Below are 15952 nucleotides of genomic sequence, written 5' to 3' on the forward strand. Positions count from 1 at the left end.
CTGCAAGTGCTGGGCCTGCGCGTCGTCGGACAGCGCCGCGTGCGCCGGGCCGCCGACGATCACCAGCTCGGCGTCGGCGACCGGGTGCGCTTGCTCGGCGCGGTCACCCGTGACGAGATGCCCGCGCTGCTGCGATCCGCCGACGTCGTCGCCTGCACTCCGTGGTATGAGCCGTTCGGCATCGTGCCCCTGGAGGCGATGGCCTGCGGGGTCCCCGTGGTGGCCACCGCGGTGGGCGGCATCCGGGACACCGTCGTCGACGACGTGACGGGACGACTGGTGCCGCCCAAGAACCCCGAGGCGCTCGGGGCCGCCCTCGCCGGGCTGCTCGCGGATCCGCAGCGGCGGCGCGCCTTTGGCGCCGCCGGCCGGGAACGGGCCCGCGCGCGCTACAGCTGGGATCGCGTGGCAGCCGACACCGAGCGCGTCTACGAGAAGGTGGCGCCGCTGCGTCGCGAGGTGAGCACTCCGAGCACTCGATCCGGGTGATTGTGTGGCTCAGGCATTTTCGAGCATGCGCACCGAGCGCTCCACCTCGTCGGGCAGCCGCCGGCGTTCGCGCAGCGCGGCGGGCAACGCCGCCGCCGCCTCCAACAGCGCCCTGCCGTACGCGGCGTCGCGAACGGCGGCCCGCGCCAGGGTCACCGTCGCGCGGGCGCAGCGATCGACGGGCCGGCGCAGGTACGCACTGAGCGCGTCGTTGCGCAGCACGCGGGCGTGCTGCGCCCGGCTGGGCGAGCGGACCGTCGAGGGCTGGTGGTGGGCGACGAGCGCGTCGCAGAAGCACAGGTCCCAGCCGGCGGCCGCCAAATCCCAGGCGAGCAAGCCCTCTTCGCCGCGGAAGTGCAGGATCGGGCTGAAGCCGCCGACTGCCTCGAACGCCGATTTACGCACCAGCGCCGCGCACGCTTGGAACCCCAGCACCGACGGTCCGGGCAACGCGGGATCGTGGCCGAGCGGGCTGTTGGCGAGGGCCGCGACGAACGGGTCGACGCGGCCGCCCGGCCACATCACCGTGCGCGCGGCCAGGACGGCCACGGACGGATGCTTGTCGAACAGCTCCTCGGCCAACGCGACGGCCCCGGGTTCCCACCACGAATCGTCGTCGCAGAAAGCGACATACGGGGTGCCGGCCCGCGCCACCCCGATGTTGCGCGCCACCGCCCCCTCGTTGCGGTCCAGCGCCACGACCACCACACGCCCGGCGGCGGCCGCGGCCACGCGTTGGGCCGCCGCGACGGAGTCGTCACGAGATGCGTTGTCCACCACGATAACCGGACTGTCGGTGGTATCGAGCAGCCGGCGCAGCACGCCGCAAAGCTCGTCGGAACGGTCACGGGTGGCGATGACGAAGGAGGTGCGGGACGTGGTCGCCATGACAGGTGCAGCTACCCCAAACCCGCGCGCTGAAACGACGTTTCACCCCCGAACTGGCGGGTACCAATTCCCGGTGCGAGCTCTGTCCCGTGTTCTGGTGGCCGGCGGCGCCGGCTTCCTGGGCGCCCATCTGTGCGAACGGCTGCTCGGCGAAGGCGTGGAAGTTGTGAGCGTGGACGACCTGTCCACCAGCCTGCCGGGAGCGATCGACCGCTTGGCGGGGCGCCCCGGCTTCCGGTTCGTGCGCCACGACATCTGCGACCCCACCGTGGTCGACAAGGTCGGCACCGCGTTCGACACCGTGTTCCACCTCGCCTCGCCGGCGTCGCCTGTCGACTACCAGCGGCGGCCCATCGAGACGCTGCGCGCCGGGTCGGCCGGTACGGCGACCGCGCTCGACATCGCCGAGAGCGCCGGCGCCCGCTTCGTGATGACCTCCACCAGCGAGGTCTACGGCGATCCCGAGATCCATCCCCAGGTCGAAACGTATTGGGGCAACGTCAATCCGGTGGGGCCGCGCAGCGTCTACGACGAGGCCAAGCGGTACGCGGAGGCGTTGGCGTTCGCGTATCACCGGCTCGGGCGTGTCGACATCGGTGTCGCCCGCGTCTTCAACACCTACGGGCCGGGCATGCGCGCCGACGACGGCCGCATGGTCCCGACGTTCTGCCGCCAGGCGCTGCGCGGCGAGCCGCTCACCGTGGCCGGCACCGGGCTGCAGACCCGGTCGCTGTGCTTCGCCGACGACACCGTGGCCGGCCTGCTGGCGTTGGCGCGCAGCGATTTCAGCGGCCCGGTCAACATCGGCAACCCCACGGAGTTGACCGTGCTCGCGGCCGCCGAGATGATCCGCGACCTCGCCGGCAGCGCGTCCATCATCGAGTTCACCCCGCCGGCCGAGGACGACCCGCAGCGCCGCTGCCCCGACATCTCGCTGGCCCGCGAGCGGCTGGGCTGGGAGCCGCGCGTGGACTACCGCGATGGCTTGCGCACCACCCTGGCGTGGTTCCGCGAGGGGGCCGACGAACCGTATCAGGACCTGGTGTCGGGCCTGGTCTCCAACACCGATCAACCTGCGCCATAGGGGGTATAGGGTGCGAATACTGGGTGTCAATGCGGTGTTTCACGACTCCGCCGCCGCGCTGGTGGTGGACGGCCAGGTGGTGGCCGCGGCCGAGGAGGAACGGTTCTCGCGCCGCAAGCACGGCAAGCAGGCCGTCCCCTTCTCCACCTGGGAGCTGCCCGTCGCCGCCATCCGGTGGTGCCTCGACGAGGCCGGGCTGACCGCCACTGACATCGACGCCATCGGGTACTCCTACGACCCGGCCCTCATGCACGAGGAGCCGCTCGACCCGGCCGGGCTCGACCAGGACTGGGAGTACCTGCGCACCCTCTACGCCGAGCGGGCGCCGCGGTTCCTGCAGACGGCGCTTCCCGGGCTCAATCCCGCTGTGGTGCAGCATGTCCGGCATCACGTCGCCCACGCGGCCTCGACGTCGCTGGCGTCACCGCACCCCGACAGCGCGGTGTTGGTGGTCGACGGGCGCGGCGAACGCGCCTCCATGCTGGCCGGCGTGTACCGCGACCAGAAGCTCGACGTGCTGGCCACCCAGCAGTTGCCGCATTCGCTGGGGCTGCTCTACGAAAGCCTCACCGAGCACCTGGGATTCGCGCGCTCCAGCGACGAATACAAGGTGATGGCCATGGGTTCCTACGGCGAGCCGCGGTTCGCCGACGCCTTGCGCGAACGGGTGTACGCCTGCGGCGACGGCGGATTCCGCACCGAACCCATCGACTGGGAGGAGCTGGCGCCGCGCCGGCCCGCGCACACCGAAACGCTGGACCCGGTCCACGCCGACCTCGCGTGCAGCGTGCAGCGGGTGCTCGAGGACGTGCTGTTGGACTTGGTGGGCTGGTTGCGCGAGCGCACCGACGGCGACGCCCTGTGCCTGGCCGGCGGGGTCGCGCTGAATTGCGTGGCCAACACCCGCATCCACGCCGAGGGCGGCTTCGACCGCGTGTGGGTGCAGCCGGCCGCGGGTGACTCCGGGACGGCGCTGGGCGCGGCGCTGAGCCTGGCGGCCTCCTTCGGCGAGCCGATCGCCCCGATGCCCGGCGCGCGACTCGGCCGCGGCTGGTCCGACGACCAGATCCAGGCCACCCTCGACGACGCGGCGATCGTCTACGAGCGCCCGGCCGACCTGGCCGTCGCGGTCGGCGACGCGCTGGCCGACAACCAGCTGATCGGCTGGTTCCAGGGCCGGTCCGAGTTCGGGCCGCGGGCCCTCGGCGGCCGGTCGCTGCTGGCCGACCCGCGGCGCGCCGCCAACCTGGAGCGCCTCAACGCGGTCAAGGGCCGCGAGCAGTTCCGCCCCGTCGCGCCCATGGTGCTGGCCGAGCGCGCGGCCGAGATTTTCTCCCGCGGGCCGCTGCCCAGCCCGTACATGCTGTTCGTCCACGACGTCGCCCCGGCGTGGCGGGACCGCATCCCCGCGGTCACTCACGTCGACGGCACGGCCAGGATCCAGACCGTCGACGCGGCCGTCGACCCGCGGCTGCACGCGACGATCAGCCGGTTCGCCGACCGCACCAGGGTCCCGGTAGTGGTCAACACCAGCTTCAACACCGCCGGCCGGCCCATGGTCGACAGCCCGCATGACGCGCTCGAGGTGTTCGGCAGCTCACCCATCGACGTGTTGGCGATCGGCCCGTTCCTGGTCCGTCGGCGGGCCGCCGGGGGGCGCGGATGACACCCGAGTACGCCATCGTCGTGCCAACCGTCGGCCGGGAGTCGTTGCAGGCCCTGCTGACGGCGCTGGACCGCGGCTCCGGCGCCGCACCCGCCGAGGTGGTCGTCGTCGACGACCGGCCGCGGCCCGCCCCCGACCTGGTGGTGCGCAGCGGCCTGCCGGTGCGGGTGCTGCGCAGCGGCGGGCGGGGACCCGCCGCCGCGCGCAACGTGGGCTGGCGCGCCACCGCCGCGCGCTGGGTGTGCTTCCTCGACGACGACGTGCTCCCCGACCCGGAGGGGGGCGCGGCGCTGACGCTGGACCTCAAGGCCGCCGACGCCGCCGACGCGGTCGGCTCCCAGGCGACGCTCGACGTGCCGACGCGGCCGTCGCGGCGTCCGACCGACGACGAGCGCCGCACGCTGCGGCTGTCGACGGCGCAGTGGATCACCGCGGACATGGCGTACCGGCGCGACGCCCTGGTCGCGGTCGGCGGTTTCGACGAACGGTTCCCGCGCGCCTATCGCGAGGACTCGGACCTGGCGGTCCGCATCGTCGCGGCCGGCGGCGCGATCCTGCGCGGCGAACGGCGCTCCACGCATCCCGTCGCTCCCGCGACGTGGTGGTCGAGTGTGCGCGCGCAGGTCGGCAACCGCGACAACGCCCTGCTGCGCCGCAAGTACGGGCGCGCCTGGCGCGACAAGATCGGCGAGGGCAAGGGGCGGCTGCCCGCCCATTCGGCCACCACACTGGCGGGCGCCGTGGCGCTGCTCGCCGCCGGGCTGCGCCGCACCGCGGTGGCCCGCGCCGCCGCCGGGCTGTGGCTGCTGTGCACCGCGGAGTTCACGGTGCGCCGCTGGCTCGACGGACCGCGCACCGCGGTCGAGGCGCTTCGCCTTGCGGTCACCAGCGCGCTGATCCCGCCGGTCGCCGTCGCGCACCGGCTGGTCGGCGAGTGGACGTTTCGCGGGGCGCGTCGCGATCCGCCGCTGGCGGTGCTGCTCGACCGCGACGACACCCTGATCGTCGACGGGCCCTACCTCAACGACCCCGACGGGGTCCGGCCCGTCCCCGGCGCCGGGCGCGCGCTGGCCCGGCTGCGCGGGCGCGGCCTGCTGCTCGGCGTCGTGACCAACCAGTCCGGCGTCGCGCGGGGCCTGATCAGCCCCGCCCAGCTCGCGGCCGTCAACGCCCGGGTGGACGAGGTGCTCGGCCCCTTCGGCGCGTGGCAGGTCTGCGTGCACGGCGAGGCGGACGGCTGCGAATGCCGCAAGCCGCGACCCGGCATGGTCCTGGCCGCCGCGGCCGCGCTCGGGGTGCCGCCGCAGCGGTGCGTGATGATCGGCGACACCGGCGGCGACGTGCAGGCCGCGCTGGCCGCGCACGCGCGGGCGGTGCTGGTGCCGACCAGCCGCACCTTGCCCGCCGAGGTCGAGCACGCGCGCGCCCACGCGCGGGTGGCCGAAACCCTCGACGAGGCCGTGTCCGTGGTGCTGCGGGAGTGCCGGTGAGCGCGGGCACCGCCGTCGTGGCCCGCCTCGACAGCGCGGGGGACGTGCTGATCACCGGCCCCGCGGTGCGCGCCGTCGCGGCGCATCACGAGCGGTTGACCATGCTCGTCGGACCGCGCGGCCGCGACGCCGCCGAGCTGCTGGTCGGGGTCGACGAGATCATCGAATGGCAGGCGCCCTGGGTGGATTTCGACTCCCCCGAGCTGACCGCCGCCCACGCCGACGCGCTCATCAAGCAGCTCCGCGACCTCGCGCCCGACCGGGTGTTCATCTTCACCTCCTTCCACCAGTCCCCGCTGCCGCTGGCGCTGCTGTGCCGCATGGCGGGGGTGCCGTGGGTGGGCGCGATCAGCGTCGACTACCCCGGCACGCTGCTGGACCTGCGGCACCAGGTGCCCGACGGCATCCCCGAGCCGCAGCGGGCCCTGTCGCTGGCCCGGGCCGCCGGATGCCCGCTCCCCGCGCGCGACGACGGGGGCCTGAGGATCCGCGACCTCGCGCCGCTGCCCGAACGGCTGGTGCGGACGATCGGGCCGCAGCCGTTCGTGGTCTTCCACCCCGGCGCGGCCGTCCCGGCCCGGCGCCCCAGCGAGCAGCGCAGCGCGGCCATGGTGGGGGCGCTCGCGGCCGCGGGTTATCGGGTCGTGGTGACCGGCGGCCCCGACGAGGCGCCGCTGACCGCGGCGGTGGCGGCCAACCACAGCGCCGACCGGGTCGTCGACCTCGGCGGCCAGACCAGCTTCGCCGAGCTGGCGGCCGTATTCGGCGCGGCCCGCGTCATCGTGGTCCCGAACACCGGGCCGGCGCACCTGGCCGCCGCGGTGGGCGCGCCCGTCGTCTCCTTGTTCGCGCCGGTGGTGCCGCTGAACCAGTGGCGCCCGTACGGCCGCCGGGTGACCGTCCTGGGCGATCAGCAGGCGGCGTGCCGCGACTCCCGCGCCCGCGTCTGCCCGGTCGCCGGTCACCCCTGCCTCGACCACATCACCGACGCGGAGCTGGTGGCCGCCGTCCGGCGGGAAGGAGGAGAACCATGATCGAGTCACACTTCGCCGCGCTGCGCGACGCGGCCGACCGCACCAGCGGCGAGGCTCCGCGGCTGCGCGCGTGGGGTCGCCTGTTGGCCGGGGTGCTGACCGGCGGCGGCCGGCTCCTGGCGTGCGGCAACGGCGGCAGCGCCGCCGAGGCCCAGCACCTCACCGCCGAACTCGTCGGCCGCTTCCGCGAGGAACGAATCCCCATGTCCGCCATCGCCTTACATGCTGACACCTCGGCGTTGACCGCGATCGCCAACGACTACGGCGACGACGAGATGTTCGCCCGCGGCGTGCGCGCGCACGGCCGCGCCGGGGACGTGCTGGTCGCGCTGTCCACCAGCGGCGCCAGCCGCAACGTGATCGGCGCGGTCAAGGCCGCGCACGAGGTGGGCATGGTGACGTGGGCGCTCACCGGCCGGGCCCCCAACGAGTTGGAGGGCATCTGCCACGACGCGATCTGCGTCGACGCCGCCAGCACGGCCACCGTGCAGGAGATCCACCTGATGCTGCTGCACGGGCTGTGCCTGGCCCTCGACGACGTGATTCTGCGACGGAGCGCCTCATGACCACACCGCTTGTCATCGTTGGTGATTCGATACTCGACGTCGACATCCTGGGCTCGTCGACCCGGCTGAGCCCGGAGGCGCCGGTGCCGGTGGTCGACGCCGAACGGCTCGTGCAGCGGCCCGGCGGCGCCGGGCTGGCGGCCCTGCTGGCCGCGCGCACCGAGCCCGAGGTGGTGCTGGTGACGGGCATCGCCGACGACGACGCCGGGTCCCAGCTGTACGACCTGCTGACCGCTGCGGGCGTGCGGGTGCTGCCCCTGCCGATGACGGGAACGACGGTGACCAAGACCAGGATCCGCGCGCGTGGCCAGTCCATGCTGCGCGTCGACCGCGGCGACGGCGCACCGCAGGACCGGCCCCTGCCCGCCGCGGCGGCCGACGCTGTGGCCACGGCCCGCGCCATCTGCGTCGCCGACTACGGCGCCGGCGTCACCGCGCTACCGGCGCTGCGGGCGGCGTTGACGCAGTCGGCCGGGCGCATCCCCGTGGTGTGGGACCCGCATCCACGCGGCACACCCCCGGTGCCCGGCTGCGCGCTGGTGACGCCCAATCACGAAGAGGCGCAACACTTCTGCGGCAACTCCGGCGACGGCGGCGAGGCGCTGCTGCATCGGTGGGAGGCCGCCGCCGTCTGCATCACCCGCGGCGCGGCCGGCGCGCGGGTCTACCAGGCCGGCGCGAGCGTGCAGCAGGTCGGCATCCCGGCCGGGATCACCGGCGGCGCCGCCGACGTCTGCGGCGCGGGTGACCGCTTCGCCGTCGCCGCCGCGGTCGCGTTGGGTGCCGGCGCAAACCCGGTCGCGGCCGTGCGCGCCGCGGTCGCCGACGCGGCCCGCTTCGTCGCCGCGGGCGGCGCCGCCGCGGTCTCGACCCCGGTGCCGGTGCGCGGTTCGGAGATCGTCGCGGCCGAGCCGCATCTCGAGGACATCACCGCGCAGGACGCCGCCGCGCTCGTGGCGCGACTGCGCCGCGGTGGCCGCACGGTGGTGGCCACGGGCGGCTGCTTCGACCTGTTGCACACCGGCCACATCCGGTTGCTCCGCCAGGCCCGCGAGCTGGGTGACGCGCTGATCGTGCTGGTGAATTCCGACGCTTCGGTGCGCGCCCTCAAGGGCGCGGGCCGCCCCGTCATGCGCGACGTGGACCGCGCGCGCGTCCTCGCCGCGCTGGCCTGCGTCGACGCCGTCACCATCTTCGACGGCCCCACCCCGGAAGCGACACTGGAAACACTGCGACCCGACATCTGGGTCAAGGGCGGCGATTACGTGGCCGCCGAATTGCCCGAGTCCGACGTGGTGCACCGCCATGGCGGTGCGGTGGTCATCCTGCCCACGGTGGCCGGCTATTCGTCTTCCCGCTTGATCGCCGCGGCGAGTTCGCGGCAATCCTCTAGTGAAAGGTCTTGACATGACGACACTCGACGGCGTGCTCATCTCCGGCGGTTCCTCCGGCCTGGGCGCCAGCACCGCGGCGGCGGTGCTGGCCCGCGGGGGCGTGCCGCTGGTGATCGACAAGAACCCGCCCGCCGCGTCGCTCGGCGACGTGCCTTATGCCGCTTGCGATTTGGCGGACACCAGCGCGGTCGCCGCCGCCGTCGACACGCTGGCGGAGCAGGTCAACGGGCGGATCACCGGCGTGTTCACCGCGGCGGGCATCGACTCCTGCGGCACGCTGGAGCAGGTCCCGGCCAAGGAGTGGGAGCAGGTGATCGCCGTCAACCTGGTCGGGACCGCCGCGGTCATCCGCGCCGCCCTGCCGTACGTGCGCAGCACCGGCGGGCGCATCGTCACCGTCGCCTCCACCCTGGGCATCAAGGCGGTCAGCGACGCCACCGCGTACTGCGCCTCGAAGTTCGGGGTGGTCGGTTTCACCCGGGCGTTGGCCGCCGAACTGGCCGGCCAGGTCGGGGTGACGCTGCTCATTCCCGGCGGCATGCACACCCCGTTCTTCGACGGGCGCACCGAGCAGTACAAGCCGCCCGCCGACGCCAAGCTCAACAAGCCCGAGGACGTCGCCGAGGCCGTCCTGTTCGCCCTGTCCCAGCCGGCCGGCTGCGAGGTGCGCGAGATGGTGGTGTGCGCCTCGACGGAATCGTCGTGGCCTTAAACCAGCCGGGGACCCTGCATGTCGGCCCGCGCGACACCATCGTGGTGTTGCGGGCCCTCGGGCTCGGCGACCTGTTGACCGCGGTGCCCGCCCTGCGGGGCCTGCGGCGCCACTACCCGCAGGCCCGCCTCATGCTCGCCGCGCCGGGCCGCTACCGCGAGCTGGCGCTGCTCACCGACGCCATCGACGAGCTGATTCCCACCGACTGCCTGGGCGACGTGCAACCGCTGTCCGGGCCGCCCGCCCTGGCGATCAACCTGCACGGCTGCGGGCCGCAGAGCATCGATCACCTGCTGGCTTGGGAACCGCAGCAACTGCTCACCCATGGCCACGACCGGCACCCGACGCTCACCGGACCGCCCTGGCGACCCGAGCTGCACGAGGTGCAACGCTGGTGCGCGCTGCTCGAATGGGCCGGCGTTCCTTGCGATAGCGCCGACGTGCTGGTGCAGCGGCCTCCGCAGATCCCCTATGACCAGACCGGGGCGGTCGTCGTCCATCCCGGTGCGTCGGCCCCCGCCCGGCAGTGGCCGCCGGAGCGCTTCGCGCGGGTGGCGGCGGCCCTGGCCGACGCGGGCTACGACATCGTCCTCACCGGGTCGGCCGGCGAGTTCAACCTCGCCCACGAGGTCGCCCACGCCGCGGGGCTGCCGCGCACCGCGGTGGTCGCCGGCCTGCTGGATCTGCCCGCGCTGACGGCGCTGGTCGGCGACAGCCGGCTCATCGTCTGCGGTGACACCGGCCTGGCCCATCTGGCCGCGGCGACCGGCACACCGTCGGTCGTGCTGTTCGGCCCCACACCGCCCGACCGGTGGGGGCCGCGAGGCCCGGCCCCGCACGTGCCCTTGTGGACGGGCGGCGTCGGGGACCCGCACGCCGACGTGCCGCACGAGGGGCTGCTGCAGATCACCGTCGACAGCGTGCTGACGGCCTGCCGTCAGGTCATCGGGGCGCCGGCATGAGCGCCGCACCGCGGGTGGGCGTGGTGGGGGTCGGCTACGTGGGCCTGACCACCGCCGTCTGTGTCGCGGCACGGGGACTGCACACGGTGGCGGTCGACATCGACGCCGCGCGGGTGCGCACGCTGGCGTCGGGCACCCCGACCATCGACGAGCCCGAGCTGCCCGTGCTGCTGCGCGACGGCTTAGCGCGCGGCGCGTTGACGTTCAGCACCGACTTCGCCGACCTCGCCGACCGCGACGTGGTTTTCGTGTGCGTGTCGACCCCCAGCGCCGAGGACGGCCAGGCCGACCTCCGCGCCGTGCACTCGGTGATCGACGGGCTCGCCCGGGTGCTGCGGCCGGGCGCGGTGGTGGCCCTGAAGTCCACCGTGCCCGTCGGCACCACGTCGGCCGTTGGGAAACGACTGTGCGACAACGGGATTCGGGCGGTCTCCGCCCCGGAGTTCCTGCGGGAGGGCCGGGCCGTGCACGATTTCCGGCACCCGGACCGGCTGGTCATCGGGACCCACGACGAGGCCGCGGCCCACCAGGTCCACCGGGCCTACGGGCCGGGCGCGCAACCGGTGCTACGGATGAGCCCGGAGAGCGCCGAGCTGGCCAAGTACGCGAGCAACGCGTTCCTGGCGGTCAAGCTGTCGTACACGAATTCGCTTGCCGCGCTGTGTGCGCGGGTGGGCGCCGACATCGAGGACGTCACCGGATGCATGGGCGCCGATCAGCGCATCGGCGGCGAGTTCCTGCGGCCGGGTCCCGGCTGGGGCGGCTCTTGCCTGCCGAAGGACACCGCCGCCCTGATGCACATCGCCCGGCGCAACGGGGTGGCGTTCGCCGAAGTCGACGCGGCGCGACACACGAATGCCCAACAGCCGCAACGCATCGTCGACGCCTTGCAGTCGGCGCTGGACCGCCCGCTGCGGGGTTGCCGCATCAGCGCGTTGGGGCTCACCTTCAAGGCGCAGACCAGCGACACCCGCGACTCCCCCGCGTTGGCGGCGTGCGGCGAACTCGCCGCCGCCGGGGCCCAGGTGATGGGGTACGACCCCCAGCTGCCGGGCATCGACCCCGCCGTCCTGCTGGACGCGCGGGTGACCGCCGCCGACGATCCCTATCGCGCCGCCAAGGCCGCCGACGCGATCGTCGTGCTGACCGAGTGGCCGCAGTTCCGGGACCTCGACTGGCACGCCGTGGCGCGCGACGCGCCGCGGGCCGTCGTGCTGGACTGCCGCAACCTGCTCGAACCGGGCGCCGTGCGCGCCGCCGGCCTGACCTATCTGGGCAACGGCGTGCCGGGCGGCTTCTGACGATCGCTCGACGGGGCGTAGCCGCGACCGATTCGGGTATGCCAGCCCGTGACGGGCCGCGATGGGTGAATCCAATTGCCGAGGAGGGCAATCAGTGTCCAAACAACAGGTCGCCGACTTCCTGCTGGAACGCCTGCGGGCATGGGGCGTCGAGCACGTGTTCGGGTACCCCGGAGACGGCATCAACGGGTTGCTCGGCGCGTGGGGTCGCTCGGACAACAACCCGAAATTCATCCAGGCGCGTCACGAGGAGATGAGCGCCTTCCAGGCGGTCGGGTATGCGAAGTTCACCGGGCGCGTCGGGGTGTGCACGGCCACCTCGGGGCCGGGCGCCATCCACCTGCTCAACGGCCTCTACGACGCGAAACTCGACCACGTTCCGGTGGTGGCCATCGTCGGCCAGACCGAGCGCACCGCGATGGGCGGCAGCTACCAGCAGGAGGTGGACCTGCTCAGCCTCTTCAAGGACGTGGCCAGCGATTACGTCCAGATGGTCACGGTCCCCGAGCAGCTGCCCAACGTGTTGGACCGGGCGATCCGGGTGGCCTTGACGCAGCGCGCCCCGACGGCGTTGATCATTCCCGGCGACGTGCAGGAGCTGCCGTATTCGCCGCCGAGCCACGCCTTCAAGATGGTGCCGTCCAGCTTGGGCGTCGAGTGGCCGGCCGTCGCCCCCGACGACGCGGCCATCGCCCGGGCGGCCGACATCCTGAACGCGGGCGACAAGGTCGCGATCCTGGTGGGTGCCGGCGCGCGGGGCGCCGCCGAGGAGCTGGCCGAGGTCGCCGACCTGCTGGGCGCGGGGGCCGCCAAGGCCTTGCTGGGCAAGGACGTGTTGTCCGACGAATTGCCCTGGGTCACCGGCTCGATCGGGTTGCTCGGCACCCGCCCCAGCTACGAGCTGATGCGCGACTGCGACACGCTGCTCACAGTGGGTTCGAGCTTTCCCTATTCGCAGTTCCTTCCCGAGTACGGGCAGTGCCGCGCAGTGCAGATCGACGTCGACGGCCGCTTCATCGGGATGCGCTACCCGTACGAGCTCAACGTGGTGGCCGACGCGAAATCGGCGCTGCGCGCGTTGATCCCGCTGCTGCGCCGCAAGGCGGACCGGTCCTGGCGTGCGGGCATCGAAAAGAACGTGGCCCGCTGGTGGGAGACCATGGAGAAGGAGGCCATGGTCTCGGCGGACCCGATCAACCCGCTGCGGCTGTTCTCCGAGCTCTCCCCGCAGCTGCCCGACGACGCCATCGTCACCGCGGACTCCGGCTCGGCGGCCAACTGGTACGCGCGAAACCTGAAGTTCCGCGGCAACATTCGCGGCTCGCTGTCGGGAACCCTGGCCACCATGGGACCCGCCGTGCCCTACGGTATCGGCGCCAAGTTCGGCCTGCCGGACCGGCCCGTCATCGCCCTGACCGGCGACGGCGCCATGCAGATGAACGGCATGGCCGAGCTCATTACGATCAAGCGGTACTGGCAGGAGTGGGCGGATCCGCGGCTGGTCATCGCGATCCTGCACAACAACGACCTGAACCAGGTCACCTGGGAGATGCGCGCCATGGGTGGGTCACCGAAATTCACCGAGTCGCAAGCGCTTCCCGACGTCGACTTCGCCGCCTTCGCCGCCGGCCTGGGCCTGCGCGCGATGGCGATCCGGGACCCCGACGAGCTGGCGGGGGCGTGGCGGGCCGCCTTGTCCGCCGATCGGCCCACGGTGCTCGACGTCTACACCGACCCGAACATGCCGCCCATCCCGCCGCACGCCACGTGGGAGCAGTTCAAGTCCGCGACGGCCGCGGTGCTCTCCGGTGACGAGGACCGCGTCGGCTTCGTCAAGGTCGGCTTGAAGACCAAGGCGCAAGAGTTTCTGCCACACCGCAAGTCGTAATCCCTCAGGACAGCGCCGCGGCCGCGCCGCGCAGGTCCTCGACGAACGACCGATAGACCTCGTCGTGGCGCTCGCTGCGGTCGCGCAGCACCGCCGAGGGATGCACCGTCGCCACCACCGTCGGGTCCGGCGACAGCCGCACGTCTGCGGTCGGCGGCAGCCGCAGTCGCAGGCCGCGCTGGGTCGACACCCGAAAGTCGGTGCCCAGCAACGACTGTGCGGCCGTTGCACCCAGGCACACGATGACGTGTGGCCGCACCGCCTCGATCTCGGCCAGCAGCCAGGGCCGGCACGCGACCACCTCGGTGCGACCGGGCTTCTGGTGGATGCGCCGTTGTCCGCCCTTGCGGGTGAACTTGAAGTGCTTGACCGCGTTGGTCTGATAGGTCGACGCCGGGTCGATCCCGGCGTCGGCGAGGGCCCGGCTCAGGAGCCGCCCCGCGGGCCCGACGAAGGGTTCGCCGGCGCGATCCTCCTGGTCGCCCGGTTGCTCGCCCACCAGCATCAGCGGTGACCCGCCCGGGCCGTGCCCGAACACCGTCTGGGTCGCGTCCGCGAACAGGCCGCAACCCTGGCAGGTTGCGGCGGCCGCACGCAGTGCGTCCAGCCCGTGGTCTTCGGGCAGGTAACGACCGGCGCCGGAATTGCTTTTTGTCATGAGTATTGTTGCGCACCAATGCTTTACGGTGTCAGTCCGCTGGGGAGGCGCCCCCGCTCCCCCGGATGCGAGGGCGCCCGCCCGGGGCCGCGTCAGCCCTTGCCGACGATCGCGTCGCGCGCCCGGTCGAGCATCGCGGCGAAGGGGCCCGCGGCCAAGTTGGCCACCTGGGATTCCACCCCGGCGTGCGGCCGGGTGGGGGCGACGGCCTCGGCGAGCTTGGCGGCGCGGCCCAGGCGCTCCAGCTCTTCGGCGCTCAATTCCTCGCCGAGACGGGCGAATTCCTCGCGTTCCTCGTGCTCGGCGTGGGCCAGCACGGCGTCGCGCAGCGCCGTCAGGCCGCGGGTGAATTCCTCGCTGTCGACGTCGAGCTTCTCCAGCTTCTGCAGCAGGGCCTTCGCCTCGTGCTCCTCGTGAAGCCGCTCACCGACGACGGCGGCGCCGTCGGCGATTTTCCGCTTGGCCCGCGGGTGCACGACCTCCTCTTCGGCCGTCTCGTGCACGGCGAGCAACCGGCGGAGCTCGATAAACGCCTGCTCCCTGGCCGATCCCGACGCCGAGAGCGTCTGGGCGAACAGCGACTTGATCTGCTGATGCTGACTGACGAGAAAGTCGACCACATCGGTGGGCGACTGGATGGCGGTCTGGGCCATGATGTCCTTCCCAGTTGTCCTTGGCGCGCGGGCTGAATGCGCGCTTCGTAGCGGCTACCCGACGCCGGTGGGCACCAAACGGCGCCCCCGGCCGCCCGCTCGGTGGGCTACATTGCGGACAGGTTCCGCGGCAAAGGAGGCGCTGGCGTGACCAACCCGCACGACGAGTACTGGCAGGGCCCGCTCAGTTACGACCCGCTCGGCCGGGTTCCGCCCGCACCCGAGCTGGGGTCACCCGCGTTGCCGCCGCCACCCCCACCCGCGCCGAGCGCCCGGCCGGTGAACATCCTGGCGACGCTGTCGGTGGTCTTCGCGTTCGTGTTCGCCCCGGTCGGGGCGATACTCGGTCACCAAGGGTTGGCCCAGATCCGCGGCACCGGCGAAGCCGGCCGCGAACGCGCCCTGGCGGGGCTGGCGCTGTCGTATCTGTTCACCGCCGTCGGGGTGCTCGCGCTGATCGCCTGGGCCACCCTGGGCGCGGCCCCCACGAGAACCGCGGCGCCGCTTTCGTCCCCGGCGCCGGGGTCCGCCGCGCCCCCGCCACCGGCGGTCGCGCCGGACGCCGTCGGGACGCTGCTGCCGACGCCGGACGCGCTGAAGAATCTGGTCAACGACGACAACCTGGAGGCCGGGCCCACCTGGAACAAACCGGGCCGCTCCGCGCAGGACGGCAGCATCGACCGCCCCGAATGCTGGTCCAGCGTCGCCGCCGGCGCCCCGGACGCCTACGACGGCGGCGCCGTCGCCGGATACCACGCGGCGGAGTTCGTCGACACCCTCAGCATGCTGAAGTCGACGCAGGTCATCGCCGGGGTGGCGGCGTTCGGCGATCCCGCGTCGGCTCAGGCGCAGCTGTCGCGGCTGCTGGCGGGCTGGCGGCAATGCGGCGGCACGACCGTGACCGTGACGACGCCCTCGGGGCAGCCGATACCCATGTCCGTGGGCGAGCCCTCGGATGCCGGCGGCGGGGTGACGACACTGGACCTGACCCCCAAAGATCGGCAGGTGCGGGTGGCCCGGGCCGTGGCGGCCAAGGCCAATGTCGTGGTCGACGTCAACGTCTCGGCCAGCGGCACGACCGACGGCCAGGCGCCGCGGCTGGCCGCGGCCGGCGTCGCCAAGTACGTCCTCGACAAGATCCCGGGCTGAGCGGCGCGGGCGGGCGTC

15 protein-coding genes are annotated in these 15952 nt (G+C 73.2%); 12 read left to right on the plus strand and 3 right to left on the minus strand.

Going from position 1 to position 15952, the window contains the following annotated elements; genetic code table 11:
- Positions 1 to 489 (plus strand): glycosyltransferase (locus A5700_RS15360; protein WP_156671239.1); only part of this gene is annotated, 489 nt, incomplete at its 5' end.
- Positions 490 to 498: 9 nt separating this feature from the next.
- On the opposite strand, the gene A5700_RS15365 is transcribed toward A5700_RS15360, so the two are convergent.
- The gene (locus tag A5700_RS15365; protein WP_068074943.1) at positions 499 to 1377 is read right to left on the minus strand and encodes a glycosyltransferase family 2 protein; all 879 of its coding nucleotides are present in this window, start codon (positions 1375 to 1377) and stop codon (positions 499 to 501) included.
- Between A5700_RS15365 and A5700_RS15370 the strand changes: the two genes are divergently transcribed.
- From A5700_RS15370 to A5700_RS15415, 10 genes are all read left to right on the plus strand, one after another.
- Positions 1376 to 2461 (plus strand): UDP-glucuronic acid decarboxylase family protein, encoded by a 1086-nt coding sequence (locus A5700_RS15370; RefSeq protein WP_197502959.1) that lies wholly within the window; start codon positions 1376 to 1378, stop codon positions 2459 to 2461. The two genes, A5700_RS15365 and A5700_RS15370, sit on opposite strands and share 2 nt — an antisense overlap.
- A gap of 10 nt (positions 2462 to 2471) precedes the next feature.
- The gene (locus tag A5700_RS15375; protein ID WP_068074872.1) at positions 2472 to 4127 is read left to right on the plus strand and encodes a carbamoyltransferase C-terminal domain-containing protein; all 1656 of its coding nucleotides are present in this window, start codon (positions 2472 to 2474) and stop codon (positions 4125 to 4127) included.
- A complete protein-coding gene (locus A5700_RS15380; protein WP_068074874.1) occupies positions 4124 to 5617 on the plus strand; it encodes an HAD-IIIA family hydrolase in 1494 nt (497 codons plus the stop codon). The genes A5700_RS15375 and A5700_RS15380 overlap by 4 nt, the downstream gene beginning before the upstream one ends.
- A complete protein-coding gene (locus tag A5700_RS15385; RefSeq protein ID WP_068074877.1) occupies positions 5608 to 6651 on the plus strand; it encodes a glycosyltransferase family 9 protein in 1044 nt (347 codons plus the stop codon). The genes A5700_RS15380 and A5700_RS15385 overlap by 10 nt, the downstream gene beginning before the upstream one ends.
- Positions 6648 to 7217: an SIS domain-containing protein gene (locus A5700_RS15390; protein ID WP_068074879.1), complete on the plus strand. Its 570-nt coding sequence runs from the start codon at positions 6648 to 6650 to the stop codon at positions 7215 to 7217. The genes A5700_RS15385 and A5700_RS15390 overlap by 4 nt, the downstream gene beginning before the upstream one ends.
- Positions 7214 to 8623 carry a PfkB family carbohydrate kinase gene (locus tag A5700_RS15395; RefSeq protein WP_068074882.1) on the plus strand — a complete coding sequence of 470 codons (1410 nt, stop codon included), beginning with the start codon at positions 7214 to 7216 and terminating at the stop codon, positions 8621 to 8623. The genes A5700_RS15390 and A5700_RS15395 overlap by 4 nt, the downstream gene beginning before the upstream one ends.
- Position 8624: 1 nt before the next feature.
- Positions 8625 to 9323: an SDR family oxidoreductase gene (locus A5700_RS15400; protein WP_068074885.1), complete on the plus strand. Its 699-nt coding sequence runs from the start codon at positions 8625 to 8627 to the stop codon at positions 9321 to 9323.
- Positions 9293 to 10285 carry a glycosyltransferase family 9 protein gene (locus A5700_RS15405; protein WP_082960674.1) on the plus strand — a complete coding sequence of 331 codons (993 nt, stop codon included), beginning with the start codon at positions 9293 to 9295 and terminating at the stop codon, positions 10283 to 10285. Before A5700_RS15400 ends, A5700_RS15405 begins: the two co-directional genes overlap by 31 nt.
- Positions 10282 to 11586, plus strand: coding sequence for a UDP-glucose/GDP-mannose dehydrogenase family protein (locus tag A5700_RS15410; RefSeq protein ID WP_068074887.1), 1305 nt, complete (start codon positions 10282 to 10284; stop codon positions 11584 to 11586). Before A5700_RS15405 ends, A5700_RS15410 begins: the two co-directional genes overlap by 4 nt.
- 94 nt (positions 11587 to 11680) lie before the next feature.
- Positions 11681 to 13474 carry a thiamine pyrophosphate-requiring protein gene (locus tag A5700_RS15415; protein ID WP_068074890.1) on the plus strand — a complete coding sequence of 598 codons (1794 nt, stop codon included), beginning with the start codon at positions 11681 to 11683 and terminating at the stop codon, positions 13472 to 13474.
- A 4-nt stretch (positions 13475 to 13478) separates the two neighbouring features.
- On the opposite strand, the gene A5700_RS15420 is transcribed toward A5700_RS15415, so the two are convergent.
- Both A5700_RS15420 and A5700_RS15425 read right to left on the minus strand, forming a co-directional pair.
- A complete protein-coding gene (locus tag A5700_RS15420) occupies positions 13479 to 14132 on the minus strand; it encodes a UdgX family uracil-DNA binding protein (protein WP_068074893.1) in 654 nt (217 codons plus the stop codon).
- Positions 14133 to 14224: 92 nt separating this feature from the next.
- The gene (locus A5700_RS15425; protein WP_068074896.1) at positions 14225 to 14785 is read right to left on the minus strand and encodes a hemerythrin domain-containing protein; all 561 of its coding nucleotides are present in this window, start codon (positions 14783 to 14785) and stop codon (positions 14225 to 14227) included.
- A gap of 147 nt (positions 14786 to 14932) precedes the next feature.
- On the opposite strand from A5700_RS15425, the gene A5700_RS15430 reads away from it, so the two are divergent.
- Positions 14933 to 15934, plus strand: coding sequence for a sensor domain-containing protein (locus tag A5700_RS15430; RefSeq protein WP_068074900.1), 1002 nt, complete (start codon positions 14933 to 14935; stop codon positions 15932 to 15934).
- Positions 15935 to 15952 lie beyond the last annotated feature (18 nt).

This window comes from Mycobacterium sp. E1214 (genome assembly GCF_001666755.1).
In the GTDB taxonomy this organism is placed as follows: Bacteria; Actinomycetota; Actinomycetes; order Mycobacteriales; family Mycobacteriaceae; genus Mycobacterium.